The following is a 16,899-nucleotide window of genomic DNA, read 5'->3' on the forward strand; positions in this document are numbered from 1 at the left end:
TTCTTGGCCATAAATGTTATAGAAATTTGCTAAGTACATTATACAAGAAGTCCTATTAAAGCGTTTTAAAGAACTTTGATATGACTTAAGTAGGTGCTTGTTGCAAGTTTTTAGATTATTTTTCTAAAGATAGTAATTGTCTAGAAAGTGTTGACAAAATTCGGGTAATTTATATTAATTCGTTATTTAGAATTCGCTTAAAGTAGCTGATTTCGGTCGGTATTTTTTATATCGGCATTGTATAAAGCTTCTACATTAGCGCCTTATTAATTCAGGGTTTTATTCTATATATCAATTATACCTTTAAAATAGGAGATATAATATAGGCTTTCCCCTTTTTTAGGACACTTCTAAAGTAGATAAATAGTTTATTCTAGCGCTTCTTTGTAAAAATATGATGTTGCGTTGCGGTGAAGTAATCTTTAAATACCTGGTTCAACTCGCTGCCTTCTTTGCTTGCCGAAATACCTAAAAACGGATACAAACCTATAATGGCTTGAGAGATAGCTTGCACAGAATTTACGGCTGCTTGGTGTACCTGCACCACCCATTCTTCCCAACCAAATGTTGAGTTGTCTAGACGACTTTCGGTTTGTAGTGCTAAGTCATATATGCGTTTTTCGCTGTCTTCTAGCGTAGCATTTAAAATTTGCCAAGAAGATTCAACCTCCTTATACCTGGCTAAATCTAAAAAATGTTGCGCCATACCGATGTAATTGACCCATAAAGTAAAATCAGCAAAGACCGAAAAAGGAATTTGGTACAAGTCTGCCGCATGTTTTACCTCGTGATAAACAAAACTAAATCTTGGTGCCACACGATAATCTGAAACCAGAAAAGAATGTGTAGCCGTAGCCTTTAAACCCATACTCGACCAGTTAGGAATAATCTTCACCGCTTCTTTAGGCAAAATAAAACTTTTTATTAAGTCGTTTCCGTTGTCATCTTTTACTGGCTTGCCGGCATTCATAATTCGAGCATTTAAAGTAAAATGCGTAAGGTAGGGTGCACCTGTGGCATAATGCCAAGTTCCATTAATACGGTATTGCCCTTCTTCTTGATGCGCTTCGCCAAAGACTCCGCCGCTACCGCCTAGAATTGTGTTTTGTTTTGCCTTAAAAACTTCGGCTGCAGCCTCGTTTTCTAAATTGCCAACAAAGAAATTAGCCCCACTGCACAAGGTGAGCGTCCAACCCAGGCTACCATCTATTTTTGCTACTGCCTGTAACTTCTTTAAACCTTGGGTTAAAGATAAAGCCTGACCCCCATATTCTTGAGGTACCCAGATATTCCATAAATTTTCTTGCGCCAAGTAGTGCAGCACTTCATTAGAGAAGCTTGCTGCACCCAAACAGGCGGCTTTAAGTTGTTGCTGGCTGATGCCTTGTAGGTTGGTTTTCATCTTGTATTAATTTTCTCCACTTCAAATATCCTGAAACCCCTACCACAAATAAAAAACCGGTGAGGGCGGCATAGATATAAAGTTCTTTATAAATAAGTAAAGGGATGGTAATGATGTTACTGATGTTTAGAAAAATCCAATTCTCCATTTTACGTTTAGCCATCAACCACATGCCTGCCCAAGCAAAGGCACTGGTGGTTGCATCCCAAATAGGTACATCAGAATCGGTGTAGTTGATTAACCAGAAGCTCATCGCCCCAAAACAAAACAACACAATGCCAAAGCTTATTATATAATCTAAACGATTGGCATATTGTATGGGTGGCGGATTGTTTTTTTTGCCAAACTGCCAATACAGCCACCCGTAAATACTCATTACTAAATAGTATAGACTCAAAACAATATCGGCATACAACTGGGAGTGGTAATGAATCCAGATACTTAGTAGTATTGAAACAATGCCAAACAGGTAGTTATGTATATAGTTTTGGCGAGCCAGTAAAACTTGAGTAACGCCAAAGCAGGTGCCTAAGATTTGAATAAGGGTAAAATTGTAAAACAGCGAATCCATTTCTTTATAGTTTAACGAAATGGCAAGTGCAGACCAAGCCTTTTGTTTGCAAAAGTAGTCCGTAAAAATCCCTACGCTGGCATTATCCAGATCAGGTTTCGAGGATGACCTCTGGGTATCTTCTCAGCCTATGAAATAAGCACCCCATTTCTTAAAGCAAAAGTAAGCAAAATAATCAAGCGAATACCCCTAAAATTTGATTGTGTACTCCCTCTGCGTGAAATCAGAAAATTTTGTCTACCCTTTTAAGCTATAATTAAGTTAGATTGCATTCAAAAAAAATACATAGAGTCAATCTCAAAAGTTGCCTGCGAATTTAAAAAGTAATTGGATTTTTGAATAAGCCTTTTATTGCTAATGGATAAAATATAGCATATAACGAGTATTCATAACCTTTATCTTTTTTTAAAGAACGGAGTAATTAGAGCATTACCATTGCCAGAACTCTTACCCATTCCACTTTCAAGCTTAAATAAAGTCTGTTTACTTCAATTCAAATGCCTATCAAAAGCATATTGAGTCCACACTGAGTCCACACTGAGTCCACAGTGAATCCACAGTGAGTCCACTAAATAGTGCACTAAAGTAAACTCATAATAGGTTCAATATAGATTTATGATAAAGACAATTTGATTTAAATCTTGCTTTGCTATAAAGTTAGTATACTAAAAGACTAAGTCAGTTTAAAGCAAGTAGGACCTAAAGAGTAATAAAATTTAAATACCCTCCTGAGTTTTAAATGCAGTACTTTAAGAACGAGCCACCTACTCGAGATCTAATAGCTTTTAGAGCTCAATTTAGAGGAGTAAAGATGGTAGAATTCTGTCTGTATAGATAAAAGAGAATATTTACCCATACACAACAATTGTTCTTAATTCGAAATAATCTCGTACTTTCGACCACCAAATAAGGGTAATGAATCATCATGAATTAAGTGTCCTCTTTTTAGTGATATATGTCGTGCTAATCGCGGGTATAGGCATTTATTATAGCAAGAGCAAAAACAATGAAGATTACTTTCTGGCTTCGCGCAAATTACCCGCGTGGTTACTGGCAGTGACCTTCATTGCCAGTTGGTGGGGAGGCGGATCGGCAATAGACTTGGTAGACCACGCCCACACCAACGGACTCAATTCTTTTTGGATTTACGGAGTACCCGTTTTACTTGCAACAGGCTTGATGTATGTTTTTTCTAAAGGTATTAGAAACTTAGGGCATTTGTCGCAACCACAATTGATGCAAGCCCGTTATGACCGAAGGACCGGATTACTACTCAGTATTTTTATTTTGCTTTTTATGCTTATTGCCGCAGCTATTCAAGTAATTGTCATAGGTAAATTTTTTGAGGCTTTCTTTAATATTAGTTATGAAACCGGGGCCGTTTTGGGTACAGCTATTGTCCTTTTATATTCGCTCTTCGGCGGATTTAAAGGAGTAGTGGTAACCGATTTACTCCAATTTGTCTTTTTCTTATTGGCGGGAATTTTTCTATTTTATTTTACGTACACCGCTTCTGGTGGAATGCAGGCGGTACAACAACAAGCGCTGCTTCAACAAAAAACCGGATTTACCTCCTTTTTTCATAAGGTTCCCGACCAATTGGCGTACGTGATTACCTTTGGTACCTCGTGGATGATACAAGCCAACGTTTGGCAAAGAATTTCGGCCGCCAAAACCGGTAGCGACGCCAAAAGAATGATGCTGTACAGTTTTATTGCCTTTATTCCTTTATACCTCATGGTAACCTATACCGGAATGTTCGCCAGTGTACTATATGAAGATTTACCGTCAAGCGGAATTGTACCCACTATGGTTGCGCAAATAGAGCAACCTATACTAAGCGCGATGATTTTTGTAGGCTTGAGTGCCGCCATTATGTCGACTATGGATTCACTGCTCAATACCGGTGCTATGGCACTAAGTGTAGATATTTATCAAAACCACCTGAAGCCCCAATCGAGCAATAAAGAGAAAATATTGGTCGCGCGCGTAGCTACCTTACTTATGGCTGCCATTGCCTTATTTATCGCACTAAAAATAAAATCGGTTTTAAAAGTATCTTGGATAGGGTCTGATTTCTTAACCAGCGGCGCATTTGTACCATTGGTTATGGGATTTTTATGGTATAAGGGAAGTAGCCAAGCCGCCTTTTATACCATGCTGTACGGTCTAGCATTCTCAAGTTATCATTTTGCTATTGCCCTAGGGGCCGATTTACCTCTGGCTTGGGAGGTGGCTTCTACACAGCAAGCGCTAGTAGGCATTGGCGGGGCTTTTATTTTGTATGTAAGTTTAAGTTATTGTACTTCTTCAGATTATAATCAAAACAAGGCTTTCATCCGTAAAGCAAATATTTTAAAAAGATAAAAGCAATAAATTATGCTTTATTGATTTATTTTAATAAATTTAAACCTACTTAACAAAATTTTAATTTTTAATTAAAATTTTTCTGCAAAAATAAGCCTAATTTTAAAGAAAAAAGAAATGGGACGAATTGAAGAGAAACATAGAAAAAGAAAAGAACAAGATCAGCCGTTAGATTCATTTGGTAATCGAAAGCGAGAGAACAATGAGGTAGATTTTGATGAGGAAACTATAAAAGACCAAAAAAACAAAAAGTAGTTTAATTTTAAGTTTAGTTGTTGGAAAAGGGCAGTTGTTTTAGCTGTCTTTTTTTTGCCAAAAGCTTACTTTTGTTTAACGTAATAATAAAATTATTAAACATATGTATTTTTCACGAACACAAATCAAAGCTATGGACCAGCGCTACCGTGCTAATTTTATCAATAGCTTAAGCGGTTATAAATCGGCTAATCTGATTGGAACCCGATCGCAAGATGGAATTGAAAATCTCGCTATTTTCAGCTCTGTAATTCATTTAGGCAGTCATCCGCCCTTGTTGGGATTTATCCTACGGCCTACTTCTGCAATTCGCAACACTTGGGATAATCTTAACCGCACTGGGGTTTTTAGTGTTAATCACGTGAACGAATCGATATACCAACAAGCTCATCATACCTCGGCGCGCTATAATGGTGAGGTATCAGAATTTGAGAAAAGTGGCCTTACTCCAGTCTATAAAAACGATTTTGAAGCTCCATTTGTAGCAGAAGCACCGGTACAAATAGCTTGTAAAATGAAAAATCATTACTTTATAGAAGAGAATAAATGCCGATTAATTGTTGGGGAGATTTTAGGCGTTTATAGCGAAACCTCGCCAGAAGAAGATGGTTTTTTAGGATTAGCACAACAAAAAACGGTATGCATAAATGGTCTAGATGCTTATGCCCTACCTCATCTTCTAACACGCTTGGCCTACGCCAAACCCGATGTACCCACCAAAAGTATTTATGAATAAGAAACATCTTCCTGTAAAGATTTGCGTGACTTGCCAGCGTCCATTCACTTGGCGTAAAAAATGGCAACGCGATTGGGAACATGTAAAATATTGTAGCCAAAGATGCAGACAAAACAAAAAGACAGCGCACTAGTTTGGTTTAGAAACGACCTGCGCATTGCAGATCAAAATAGCTTATACACCGCTTGCAAAAAACACCCACAAGTATATGCGGTTTATTGCTTTGATCCTCGCCATTATGCTACCACCGCCTATGGTTTTAAAAAAACAGAGAAGTTTAGAGCGCAATTTCTTATAGAGAGTGTAAAGCAATTAAAACAGAATTTAAAGACTAAACTAGGTATAGACTTATTGGTTTTTAAGGCGCAACCCGAAGATAAAATACCCGAGTTGGTTGAAAAATTTAATATTACCGATCTCTATTCCCAAAAAGAATGGACAGAAGAAGAGTTTTTGGTTTATAGTAAAATTAAAAGTCGATGCGGCTTATTAAAAGCGCATTCCTTTTTTGACCAAATACTATATCACCCAAATGACATCCCCTTTAGTTTTAATCAAATACCCGAAGTCTTTACCGCATTTAGAAAAAAAGTAGAAAAAGAAGCCAATGTAAGGGCTTGCCTACCGCTACCGCAAAAAAACTACCATCAAGCACTTAGTGAACATTCAGAAGCGATCCCTAGCCTAGAAGAACTAGGGCTACATTCTTTTGAACCCGATTCTCGCACCGCTTTCCCCTTTAAGGGAGGAGAACAAGAGGCTTCTAAAAGAATACAGGATTATTTTTGGAAAACCCAAAAGTTGAGCGTTTATAAAAAAACGAGAAACGGACTATTGGGTGCAGATTACAGTTCTAAGCTATCGGCTTGGCTGGCTAACGGTTGTATATCGGCTAGGAAAATTTATTGGGAAGTCAAAAAATATGAAGAAGAAATCATAAAAAACGAAAGCACCTATTGGTTAATTTTTGAGTTGCTATGGCGAGACTTCTTCAAATACATTTCACTCAAGCACGGAAATGCTATTTTTAAGCAATCAGGAATCCGTAAAGAAAAACTAAACTGGCATAATAACCCACAAGTATTTGAACAATGGCGACAAGGTAAAACAGCCGAACCCTTTGTAAATGCTAATATGATTGAATTAGCTCAAACCGGATTTATGAGCAACAGAGGAAGACAAAACATCAACAGTTATTGGGCAAAGGAATTAAAACAAGATTGGCGAAAAGGCGCCGCCTACTTAGAAAGTATGCTGGTAGACTATGATGTACACAGCAATTGGGGCAATTGGATGTACAACAGTGGTGTAGGTAATGACCCTCGGGACCGTAAATTTAATATTAAAAGCCAAGCCAACCGATACGATGCTTCTAGTAAATACCAACAGACTTGGCTACAAAACAAACTATTTTCATGAAAACGCTACGCTTAATTTTGGGTGACCAATTGAATTATAAACATTCTTGGTTCTCTACAACCGATGATAACATGCTTTATTTTATGGCCGAAATGAAGCAAGAAACCGATTATGTTAACCATCACATTCAAAAAATTGTAGGCTTTTTTGCTGCCATGCGAAACTTTTCTGAGCATTTAAAAGAGCGTGGTCATAAGCTAGTGTACTATACGCTGACCGATAAAAAGAACAAGCAAGATTTAAGTGCCAACCTTAAAGCTTTAATAGATGAACATGATATAGAATGCTTTGAGTACCTCTTACCAGATGAATATAGATTAGATGAGCAACTTAAAGAACTTACCAATGAGTTAGATATAAAAACTCAAAGCTATGATACCGAACATTTTTTTACTCAACGCCATGATTTAACCGATTTTTTTGAAGGCAAGAAAGAATTGGTAATGGAGTATTTTTATCGTGCTATGCGAAAAAAACATGGTATTTTAATGCAGGACGAAAATAACCCAGAGGGCGGAAAATGGAATTTTGATAAAAGTAATCGGAAAAAGTGGAAAGGCTCTCCAACGATTCCGCACGAAAAAGGATTTAGAAAAGACGTAACCGATATTGTTGGGGCCCTTACCAAAACCGATGTAAAAAGCATAGGAGAGGTAGACAAAACACAATTTAATTGGCCCACTTCGCGTGAAGACAGCTTAAAAGTTTTGCGGTATTTCTGCGATGAGCTCTTAGTGCACTTTGGCGATTTTCAAGATGCTATGCATACGCAAGAAAACTATCTCTTTCATTCTAGACTCTCTTTTGCATTAAACACCAAAATGTTATCCCCTAAAGAGGTTATCGATAAAGTTCTAGACACTTATTACGAAGCTGAATACGATATTAATATTTCTCAAGTAGAGGGATTCATACGTCAGATTTTGGGATGGCGCGAATATATGCGTGGGATTTATTGGAAAGAAATGCCAGGATACCGCCGCAGTAATAAACTGGACCACCAAAACCAACTCCCCGATTTTTATTGGACCGGTAAAACAAAAATGAATTGCCTTAGCCACGCCATTTCGCAAAGTCTAGAACTTGCCTATGCGCACCACATTCAACGACTTATGGTTACGGGTAATTTTGCCCTGCTCACTGGTGTGCACCCCAATGAGGTTGATGCTTGGTATCTAGGCATATATATTGATGCGATTGAATGGGTAGAAATGCCAAATACTCGCGGTATGAGTCAGTTTGCCGATGGTGGCACTGTAGCTACAAAACCCTATATTTCAAGCGGTAGTTACATCAATAAAATGAGTAATTATTGTCAAGACTGCCACTATAAGGTAAAGGAGAAAACCGGAGAAAGCGCATGTCCATTTAATGCGCTTTATTGGAATTTTCTAGCTACTCATCGCGAAAAATTAAAAGACAACCAACGTATGAGTATGATGATGAGTATGCTTAATAAAATGGATAAATCTACCTTAGCAGCTCATCAAGAACGTGCTCAGAAAATAATAAATAAACCAGATGATTATTAAACCAAACTCACCAAGGTACTTGAAAATGAACATCTTGAAAATCATCAAGGTATTTTAACCAGATATACGGTTTTTAATCCAAACTATACAATATACCATTATATAATTCAATTTTTTCGTAAATTAGATAGACTAAATAACCAACAAAATGTTAGAAATTGTATTACTGGATGACGAACTTAAAGCCGTAAAAAGTCTGGAGTGGGAAATCGAAAATTATTGCCAAGGGGTAAATATATTAAAGACTTTCACCAACCCTAACGAGGCGCTTTTGTATCTAAAAAATCATACTCCAGATTGCTTATTCATCGATGTAGAGATGCCCCAGATGGATGGTCTCGAATTCATTAGCAAATTTCAAAGCCGTCAATTTGAAGTAGTTTTTGTAACGGCATATAGTCAATATGCCATAAAGGCCATAAAAGAAAGTGCTTTTGATTACCTGCTAAAGCCTATTGATACAGATGATTTGGTTTCTACTATCAATCGGTTAAAGTATAATAAAGAAAAGCAAAATCCCAGTGATATTTTAGAAGAACGTCTAAACAATCAAAAAAGGGTTGCCATTCCCGTTGATGGAAAATTAGTTTTTATTGAACCACAGCAAATTGCCTATTGTAAAAGTGACGGTAATTATTGTCGTATTTATTTATGCGACGGTAATGAATTGTTTTTATCAAAAAAGCTAAAAGACATACAATGCCTTCTACCCGACAATCATTTTTTTAGGGTGCATAACAGCTACTTGGTAAATTTAGATCAAGTATGTGAGTTTGTAAAAGCCGAGGCTTATATCGTGCTTAAAAACAACATAAAAATTCCAGTCTCACGCAATAAAAAAGCCGATTTTCTCGATCGGGTATAGGCAGTGATTTATTTGTAATTTAATACGAGATATTTTGTCTTCAACAGCTCTCCAAACTTTATTTAATTTTGTAAAGGTTCTAAACCTTAAGCTATTATGTTTTATATGGATGAATATTTTGGTGAGTTTTAGTATTGGTCGAGCGCAAAATATGGATACAGAGCTTTTTGTTCGAGCACCAGACAGCACCCAGGTACTCACTCTTATAAATCGTTCACGTGAATTGCATAAAAAAAAGCAACAAGACAGTTTAGAATTTGCCTTGGCACAGCAAGCCATACTTTTAGCTGAGCAACTAAACGACACCCTTTTAATGGCTCGAGCAAATGACAATTTAGGCTTGCTCTACCGCTACCATAAAAATTATTCTACCGCTTTTGCTTATCATCAACGAGCTTTTGAATGGATAGAAAATAAATCAGTTGACAAACTTTACAAGATGATTTTTGCCAACAATGCAGGAGTAGCTAGTCGATACAACCAGAAATATGCTACGGCAGTAGATTTTTATATGAAAGCCCTGCAGCTGGCCGAGGAGGAAGAAGACTTAAGAAATATAGCCATTGCAAGTAACGGGATTGGCAATGCTTTGAGTCAAATCCCGGGAAAACAAAAAGAAGCCTTGGCTTACTTCAACCGTTCTTTAAAAGCCGAACAACAACGCGGTAATAAGCTGGGTACAGCCATGAATTATTTATCGATTGCTGATTATCATATCGAAACTGAAAATTATGTTTTAGCCAAATCTTACCTTAACCGCTTACTGCGTATCAATCAAGAAATGAACAGCGTTTTTGGATTGGCTATCGCTTATGAGTATTTGGGGCTAACCTATCTTAAGGAAAACAAAAATCTTACTCAAGCAGTGATTTACTATAAAAAAGCGCTTGCGGGTTATGTTCAACTTGAAAACAGCCATAAAGAAGCAGAAGTACTGCATCAATTAGGGCATACTTTTTTAAATAGAAAAAATTACACCCAAGCCAGTAATTATATACAACAATCGCAAAAATTGGCCACGACAAACAAGCAAACCGCTGTTTTGCAAGGTAATCATGAGCTATTGGCGCAATTGCACGAAGAACAAACCAAATTTGCCGATGCCTTGAAACACTATAAATGGGCGCAAGCTTACGCCGATAGTTTAAAAATACATGAGCAAAATGTTAAAATAGATGCCCTGACCAAACAGTATAACTTGGCTAAAAAGGAAAATGAAATTGCGCTATTAAAAAAAGATAAAGCCCTGCAAGCTGTTAAACTGGCTAATCAAAATGAATTGCTTGCTAGGCGTAACCTCATCAGTTTTTTTCTAGGGATTAGTTTGCTTTTAATACTTATTATTTTGTATTTGCAATACCGTAATTACAAAGAAAGAAAAACCACCAATACCAGAATTAATCAAGAAGAGAAAGAAAAACTAAATGCAATTTACGAACGTAATTTAGCTCAAGCCGAAATACTAGTTACGCGGTTAAGGGTAAATCCGCATTTTTTATTCAATAGTTTAAACGCTATCACTTATTTAATTCAAATCAAGCAAAATGAAAAAGCAATAAAGTACCTAAAATTATTCAGCAGGTATACCCGTATGGTTCTCGAAACTTCAAAACAACACGTTATTTCATTACCCGAAGAACTTAAACTGGCCAACTACTACCTACAACTAGAAGAAAATCGCTTTGAACAAGACTTAGAAATCCTGTTTATTGGTGACAATAATCCAGAAATTCAAGAAGTTAAGATACCACCGCTTTTGTTACAGCCTTTTTTAGAAAATGCTATTTGGCATGGCTTAATGCTCAGTGATAAAAAAAAGAAAAAAATAAGTGTAAACATCAATCACAACACAACAAAAACCAGCATAAGTATTACCGATAACGGAATAGGTCGTCAACCCAAACCCAGTTCACAGAAAAAACACAAAAGTATGGGCGTTTCTATCATAAAAGAACGAATAGAATTATATAACAAATCCTTTCAAGGGGAAATCACTTATAAGATAGTCGATTTGAAAGATGAACAACAAGCACCGCAAGGCACCCAAGTTATTTTAAGCATTTATCCGCAAAAGAAAACTGAAAAGAATATCGCTTTCGCGGAATAAAATTCGAACGAAGCCTCTCAGCTACTAAAAATCTTACTTACTTTTGCACCAAATATTGTAAACCATGACTCCAACTTATATAGGATATTTCTTTCGGTTAGAACCCGTCCAACCGCTTGCCGAAATCTTGATTGCCCAGCTTAACGAATTAGGTTTTGATAGTTTTGTTGAAACCGAAACGGGATTAGAGGCTTATATAGAGAAATCTCTGCATCAACCCGAGGCAGTTAAAGAATTATACATTTTTCAAAATCCTGATTTTAAGATAGACTTTGAAGTTAAGGAAATTGAACAGGTAAATTGGAATGAGGAGTGGGAACGAAATTTCCAGCCTATTTTAGTGGATGACATCTGCCAAATAAGAGCACCTTTTCATGCCAAACAAGAGACTACCTACGATATTATTATTGAACCTAAAATGTCTTTTGGTACGGGGCATCATGCCACCACTCATATGATGGTACAACATTTATTGCAGCTCGATTGCACAAACAAAGTGGTTTTAGATATGGGCTGTGGCACAGGTATTCTTGCCATTTTGGCCGGTATGCGAGGTGCTACAGATATAACCGCTATAGATATAGACCATTGGTGCTATTTAAACACACAAGAAAATGTAGTTCGCAATAACTACCCGGCAATTAAAGTTTTTGAAGGAGACGCATCACTGCTCGGCTCTAAAAAATTCGATTTAATCATCGCCAATATCAACCGCAATATTCTTCTTCAAGATCTACCCATTTACGAAAAGGTATTGCTACAAGAGGGTATTATTTTATTAAGCGGCTTTTACATAGAAGATTTAAGTCTCATAAAAGAAAAATGCAATCAATTGGGACTGCAATACGTTAACCACCACATAAAAGATAATTGGGTGGGGGCAAAATTTGTTAAAAATTAAAATTTACATTCAAAATTATTTATTTTTGAAAGAAACAAGCTTAACAACTATGAGTGTTCAGGAGGAAGTACTAGAAAAGAGTGCGACAGAAACCGCAGAAGAAGAACAGAACCAAATTATTGTTTTTAATGATGATGTCAACACTTTTGACCATGTAATTGAAATGCTAATTAAGAGTTGTGATCACGATGCCCTACAAGCCGAGCAATGCACGCTTATTATTCATTATAAAGGAAAATGTGCCGTAAAAACGGGAGATTATGAAGATTTAAAACCACGTTGTACTGCCTTACTAGAAGCGGGAATTAGTGCCGAAATCCAATAATATAGAGTAGCCTCAACAGCCGGTTTGGTTTTTTTATTTTATGTTAAAAACCTAACTATGGAAAAATTATTATTCTTTTCGTTTCTAGCTGGGGTAAGTGTTTTTATTGGCGGACTTCTAGCCTATATTTTTAATCATCACCTTAAAGACACCCCTATAAAATACGAGTTAAGCCATAGTTTTATGGCCTTTGGCTCAGGGATTATCCTATCGGCAGTAGCTTTAGTTTTAATTCCTAAAGGCCTTGAGGAGTTAGCGGTATGGCCGCTGGTTTTGACTTTCTTATCTGGTGCGCTCTGTTTTTTATTAATCGATTGGTATTTGAGTAAAAAAGGTGGTCAAACCGCTACTTTACTGGCAATGCTTATGGATTTTATACCAGAATCCATTGCTCTGGGAGCCGTTTTTGCATCACAGTCTCAAATGGCCAAATTACTTGCCGTCTTTATTGGTTTACAAAACTTACCCGAAGCCTTTAATGCTTTTAGAGACTTAACCCAAAGTGGATTTAGTACACGTAAAACTCTGCTGCTTTTCTTCTTTCTAAGTTTTTTTGGATTAGGTGGTGCTTTAGCAGGACATTTTATTTTAAGTGATTACCCTGATTTGACAGCTTATTTAATGACCTTCGCTAGTGGCGGAATTTTATATCTTCTCGTACAAGATCTCATTCCTGAAAGTAAATTAAAAAACACTTACCTCCCAACGCTAGGGGCAATATTAGGATTTTGCATTGGTATGATTGGTGAGAAAATAATTTAATAATCCAATATATATTTTTCACTTAAGTATTTCCAATATCGTTTAGGAACGTGTTGAGTATGCAGTTTTTTATTGGCGCGTTCTTGAATATTGGTATGTTCAAAATAATTTTTCCATAATTTTTTATAGGCCACTTCATCTTCAGCTAACAAATCTGGTGGCGTACTATGCAAGAAAGTATTTACCGATGGCAAGTGCACATGCCTTAAGGATTCTAAATCGTATAACAAACCATAATCACGTTTTATATCATAGATACACCATTCTTGATCGGCATAACGGGTTTTAAAATGCTTGGCATTTAGGGGTAACACATTAAAATCGGGAGCTATTCGCGCGAAGTATAGACCGTTTGCCGTTTTTTCGAAACGTACAAATGCATCCATACGATGCTTTTCTCTCCCTATCATTTTATTAATCTTTTGCAATTGTATTACTGCATCTCTACTAAAGTCATTTTTACCACTATGCTTATCAACCATCAATTGGCGTATATAAGCAAGTATTAACTGGGGCACCTCAGCCAACTCGCTCAAAAAGCATCGGTATAACCAAGTAAGGTCGCTTTTACCGCCATATTTAATAATTCCCTTTGCCACACGGGCGGCTTTTTCTTGATCTGTGCTTACCCATATTTCTTCATCAAAAAAAGATGCAGCATGGTTGTTTTGCCCCATCAGTTTTACATCTTTCAATCTTAAATGAAACACCTCAAAAATGGCAGATAACAAACCTTCAAAGCTATGATCAAATAGCACAATTTTCATTTTATTCAAATAAATTTAATTGTGAATTAAACAATGGCTTGTATTTGCTTTTTCCTTGAGTAAGTATATTTGATTTTATTTGTTGCGCACTCATATCGGCCTTTAGAAAATCACGAGAGTCGCATACCATAAAATATTGCGCTCGATTCAAAGCAATACCCATTTTCTTTAGGTGCTGCCATCCTAGTTTCCGGTACTTTCTGGCTTGCAGAATCTTGTAAACAGACTTTAGTCCCACACCAGGTATGCGCGCGAGTTGTTGTTTATCGGCTTTGTTTATATCTACAGGAAAAAGATGTAAATTTCGTAAGGCCCAACTTAATTTTGGGTCTATATCACTATCTAAGTTAGGATGTTTCTGATTTAATAACTCATCGATTGAAAAGCCGTAAAATCTTAGTAACCAATCGGTTTGATAAAGTCGGTTCTCTCTAAGCATGGGCACCTCTGTACCAATTGCGGGAAGTCGAGAATCATAAGAAATAGGAACGTACCCCGAGTAATACACCCTTTTCATTTTATACTTTTTATAAAGATGAGCAGCAGTATACATAATTTGGGCATCGGTTTCATTGGTAGCCCCTACAATCATTTGCGTACTTTGCCCCGCTGGTGCATATACCGGCGTACTTTTAATCAGTTTTTTTTCAGATTTATACTTAACAATCTCATTACGCACCTTTTTCATGGGTTTTAAAAAATCTTCGCGGTTTTTTTCGGGAGCCAGTAATTTTAACCCATTTTGAGTAGGAATCTCTATATTTACCGAAAGTCGATCGGCATACAAGCCTGCCTCATACATCAAATCATCACTCGCCCCAGGAATAGATTTTAAGTGAATATAGCCGTTGAAGTTTTCTTCTAACCGCAATTTTTTAGCTACCAAGATGAGGCGTTCCATCGTATAATCTGCATTTTTAAAAATACCTGAACTTAAAAAAAGTCCTTCAATATAATTGCGCCTATAGAAATTGATTGTTAAATCGACTACTTCTTGTACTTTAAAAGCCGCCCGTTTAATGTCATTGCTTTTTCGCGTTACACAGTAAGCACAGTCGAAAATACAATGATTAGTAAGCAAAATCTTCAACAATGAAACGCACCGACCATCGGCCGTATAGGTATGGCATATTCCCATTCCACTTGAATTGCCTAAACCTTTTTTCTTGTTGGTTCGTTTGCTACCACTACTTGAACAAGAAACATCATATTTAGCTGCATCGGCTAGTATGCTAAGTTTTTCTTTGATTCTATCAAAATTCATTTATATGGATTTTATACAAATTTACGGATTAAATCCGTTTAAACGGAAATAAACCGAATAAGTTTTGGAAAATATCCGCCAAATAATGTATATTTGGATATGGAATTACCAATAGAAATACGTCGATTTAAAGAAATTAGAGAAGAGCAAGGCGCAACTCAAGCCGAGTTTGCTTCCCTTTTAGGTGTTAAAACCTCAACTGCCGATATTGAACGCGGTCGAACTAAGCTTAGCGGAAGTGTAGTAATGGAGTTACTCAAGCAGTTTAGTATAAACCCTTTATGGTTGTTTGGTGAAAGCAATCAAAAGCGTTTGCCTCTGCATCGAGTAGATACCATGCCAAAGGTAATTAGCCTTAATTCTGAGGAAAATGAAAACATTGTAATGGTAAACCAAAAAGCTGCTGCAGGTTACCCTCATAATGTTCAAGATGTTGATTGGTATAGACAATTACCTGCATTTGATATGCCGCTTCCTCAATTTAGAAATGCAACTTATAGAGGGTTTCAAATAGAAGGAGATAGTATGCTGCCCAATTTTAGACCAGATGAGTGGGTGTTGGCCAAGGCAGTACCAAGTATAAGTGATGCCAATGACCACCGTGTGTATGTGGTGGTAATGTATGATAGTGTAGTGGTAAAAAAGTTGCATAAGTTAGCGGATCCTAGCCGTGTTCGATTAATTTCTTTTAATGACGAGTATCCTGCCTTTGAAGTAAATGTAGCTGAAATTCAGGAATTATGGCAAGTCAATTCTAAACTTACTTTTAATCTAGATGCCAACTCAGACAATGGCATTTTGCGGGAATTGCAGGCTTCGATGCAAGAACTAAAAAATAAAATCAATAGTTTAAATAAGTAGAAAAACCCGGTATCTCACCAGGTTTTATCTATCTATTTACTTTAAATTATAATTTATATCCTACACCAAATCCTATTAACCAAGGATTAATATCAACATCTGCCCCAACAGTTGCCCCTAGTGCACTGGTAGCGTCTACCTCTACATCTGTATTTAAAAATAATTTTTTGACATCTAAATTTAGAAACCAATTATTATTTAAGGTATAATCTAGACCCAATTGTAAGGCGAAACTAACATTGTTATCATAGGTTAAATTATCGGCAACAGGACCTTCGTCTTCTCCATAAAATATGGTATAATTAATCCCTGCCCCCAAATAGGGCTTGAAATTACCATTGTAGAAGTGATATTGAGCGGTTAAAGTAGGTGGCAATAACCATACTGAACCTAAATCTATTTCTCCAACAGCCGTATTAATCGCCGAGACCTCGTGTTTGGTCGTCCCTAAAATTAATTCCGCTGCAATATTCTTAGTAAAGAAATAAGTGATATCCAATTCTGGAATTACTGTTGTTGAAATGTCAACATCTCCACCAATAGCCTCGATATTGGCACTTTCATCTGGAGTAACTACGACACCCCTAAGCCTAAATTGCCATTTAGAATAATCGGTTTGCTCATTTTTTGAGATTTCTTGTGCTTGACCCACAAACGGTACGAGCATAGCCACTAATAATGCTAAAACTACCTTTTTCATAATTAATAGTATTTAAAATTAGAATTTATTTGTTATTTATTAGCAAATTTAGTTTTAGTTTAAAG

17 protein-coding genes and 1 riboswitch are annotated in these 16,899 nt (G+C 36.6%); of the genes, 12 read left to right on the plus strand and 5 right to left on the minus strand.

Annotation, left to right across the window (positions count from 1 at the left end; genetic code table 11):
* Positions 1-373: 373 nt before the first annotated feature.
* On the minus strand, positions 374-1,402 hold the full coding sequence (locus ACFSQ0_RS01695) for an acyl-CoA dehydrogenase (protein WP_379043242.1): 1,029 nt from the start codon (positions 1,400-1,402) through the stop codon (positions 374-376).
* Positions 1,362-1,973, minus strand: coding sequence for a nicotinamide riboside transporter PnuC (gene pnuC / locus ACFSQ0_RS01700; RefSeq protein WP_379043245.1), 612 nt, complete (start codon positions 1,971-1,973; stop codon positions 1,362-1,364). Before pnuC ends, ACFSQ0_RS01695 begins: the two co-directional genes overlap by 41 nt.
* Positions 1,974-2,024: 51 nt before the next feature.
* A riboswitch (TPP riboswitch) is annotated at positions 2,025-2,130 on the minus strand.
* A 758-nt stretch (positions 2,131-2,888) separates the two neighbouring features.
* Here pnuC and ACFSQ0_RS01705 point away from each other — a divergent pair.
* The 11 genes from ACFSQ0_RS01705 to ACFSQ0_RS01755 all read left to right on the plus strand — a co-directional run bounded on the left by ACFSQ0_RS01705 (position 2,889) and on the right by ACFSQ0_RS01755 (position 13,242).
* Positions 2,889-4,340 (plus strand): sodium:solute symporter family protein, encoded by a 1,452-nt coding sequence (locus ACFSQ0_RS01705; protein WP_379043248.1) that lies wholly within the window; start codon positions 2,889-2,891, stop codon positions 4,338-4,340.
* A gap of 117 nt (positions 4,341-4,457) precedes the next feature.
* Positions 4,458-4,595: a hypothetical protein gene (locus ACFSQ0_RS01710; RefSeq protein ID WP_379043251.1), complete on the plus strand. Its 138-nt coding sequence runs from the start codon at positions 4,458-4,460 to the stop codon at positions 4,593-4,595.
* 103 nt (positions 4,596-4,698) lie between these two features.
* Positions 4,699-5,331 carry a flavin reductase family protein gene (locus tag ACFSQ0_RS01715; protein WP_379043254.1) on the plus strand — a complete coding sequence of 211 codons (633 nt, stop codon included), beginning with the start codon at positions 4,699-4,701 and terminating at the stop codon, positions 5,329-5,331.
* Complete coding sequence (locus ACFSQ0_RS01720; RefSeq protein WP_147860588.1) at positions 5,324-5,464, plus strand: DUF2256 domain-containing protein; 141 nt, start codon at positions 5,324-5,326, stop codon at positions 5,462-5,464. The genes ACFSQ0_RS01715 and ACFSQ0_RS01720 overlap by 8 nt, the downstream gene beginning before the upstream one ends.
* Entirely contained in the window at positions 5,434-6,750 is a 1,317-nt protein-coding gene (locus ACFSQ0_RS01725) for a DASH family cryptochrome (protein WP_379043257.1), read from the plus strand. Before ACFSQ0_RS01720 ends, ACFSQ0_RS01725 begins: the two co-directional genes overlap by 31 nt.
* Positions 6,747-8,282 carry a cryptochrome/photolyase family protein gene (locus ACFSQ0_RS01730; protein ID WP_379043260.1) on the plus strand — a complete coding sequence of 512 codons (1,536 nt, stop codon included), beginning with the start codon at positions 6,747-6,749 and terminating at the stop codon, positions 8,280-8,282. The genes ACFSQ0_RS01725 and ACFSQ0_RS01730 overlap by 4 nt, the downstream gene beginning before the upstream one ends.
* A 148-nt stretch (positions 8,283-8,430) precedes the next feature.
* Entirely contained in the window at positions 8,431-9,147 is a 717-nt protein-coding gene (locus tag ACFSQ0_RS01735) for a LytR/AlgR family response regulator transcription factor (RefSeq protein WP_379043263.1), read from the plus strand.
* Between the two features lie 151 nt (positions 9,148-9,298).
* Positions 9,299-11,254, plus strand: coding sequence for a tetratricopeptide repeat-containing sensor histidine kinase (locus tag ACFSQ0_RS01740; protein ID WP_379043266.1), 1,956 nt, complete (start codon positions 9,299-9,301; stop codon positions 11,252-11,254).
* Positions 11,255-11,318: 64 nt separating this feature from the next.
* Positions 11,319-12,155, plus strand: a complete 837-nt coding sequence (gene prmA / locus ACFSQ0_RS01745) for a 50S ribosomal protein L11 methyltransferase (RefSeq protein ID WP_379043268.1) — start codon at positions 11,319-11,321, stop codon at positions 12,153-12,155.
* Positions 12,156-12,204: 49 nt separating this feature from the next.
* Positions 12,205-12,480, plus strand: a complete 276-nt coding sequence (locus ACFSQ0_RS01750; RefSeq protein ID WP_379043569.1) for an ATP-dependent Clp protease adaptor ClpS — start codon at positions 12,205-12,207, stop codon at positions 12,478-12,480.
* A 57-nt stretch (positions 12,481-12,537) separates the two neighbouring features.
* Positions 12,538-13,242, plus strand: coding sequence for a ZIP family metal transporter (locus ACFSQ0_RS01755; protein WP_379043271.1), 705 nt, complete (start codon positions 12,538-12,540; stop codon positions 13,240-13,242).
* On the opposite strand, the gene ACFSQ0_RS01760 is transcribed toward ACFSQ0_RS01755, so the two are convergent.
* Together ACFSQ0_RS01760 and ACFSQ0_RS01765 are read right to left on the minus strand one after the other, a co-directional pair.
* Positions 13,239-14,009 carry a TIGR03915 family putative DNA repair protein gene (locus ACFSQ0_RS01760; protein ID WP_379043274.1) on the minus strand — a complete coding sequence of 257 codons (771 nt, stop codon included), beginning with the start codon at positions 14,007-14,009 and terminating at the stop codon, positions 13,239-13,241. The genes ACFSQ0_RS01755 and ACFSQ0_RS01760 overlap by 4 nt on opposite strands.
* A gap of 1 nt (position 14,010) precedes the next feature.
* Positions 14,011-15,273: a putative DNA modification/repair radical SAM protein gene (locus ACFSQ0_RS01765; protein WP_379043277.1), complete on the minus strand. Its 1,263-nt coding sequence runs from the start codon at positions 15,271-15,273 to the stop codon at positions 14,011-14,013.
* A 93-nt stretch (positions 15,274-15,366) separates the two neighbouring features.
* Between ACFSQ0_RS01765 and ACFSQ0_RS01770 the strand changes: the two genes are divergently transcribed.
* On the plus strand, positions 15,367-16,134 hold the full coding sequence (locus tag ACFSQ0_RS01770; protein ID WP_379043280.1) for a LexA family transcriptional regulator: 768 nt from the start codon (positions 15,367-15,369) through the stop codon (positions 16,132-16,134).
* Positions 16,135-16,180: 46 nt separating this feature from the next.
* Here the strand turns inward: ACFSQ0_RS01770 and ACFSQ0_RS01775 are convergent, their stop codons facing one another.
* Positions 16,181-16,834, minus strand: a complete 654-nt coding sequence (locus ACFSQ0_RS01775) for an OmpW/AlkL family protein (RefSeq protein ID WP_379043283.1) — start codon at positions 16,832-16,834, stop codon at positions 16,181-16,183.
* Between the last annotated feature and the right edge of the window lie 65 nt (positions 16,835-16,899).

Source organism: Mesonia sediminis (assembly GCF_042684705.1).
Classification (GTDB): Bacteria; Bacteroidota; Bacteroidia; order Flavobacteriales; family Flavobacteriaceae; genus Mesonia; species Mesonia sediminis.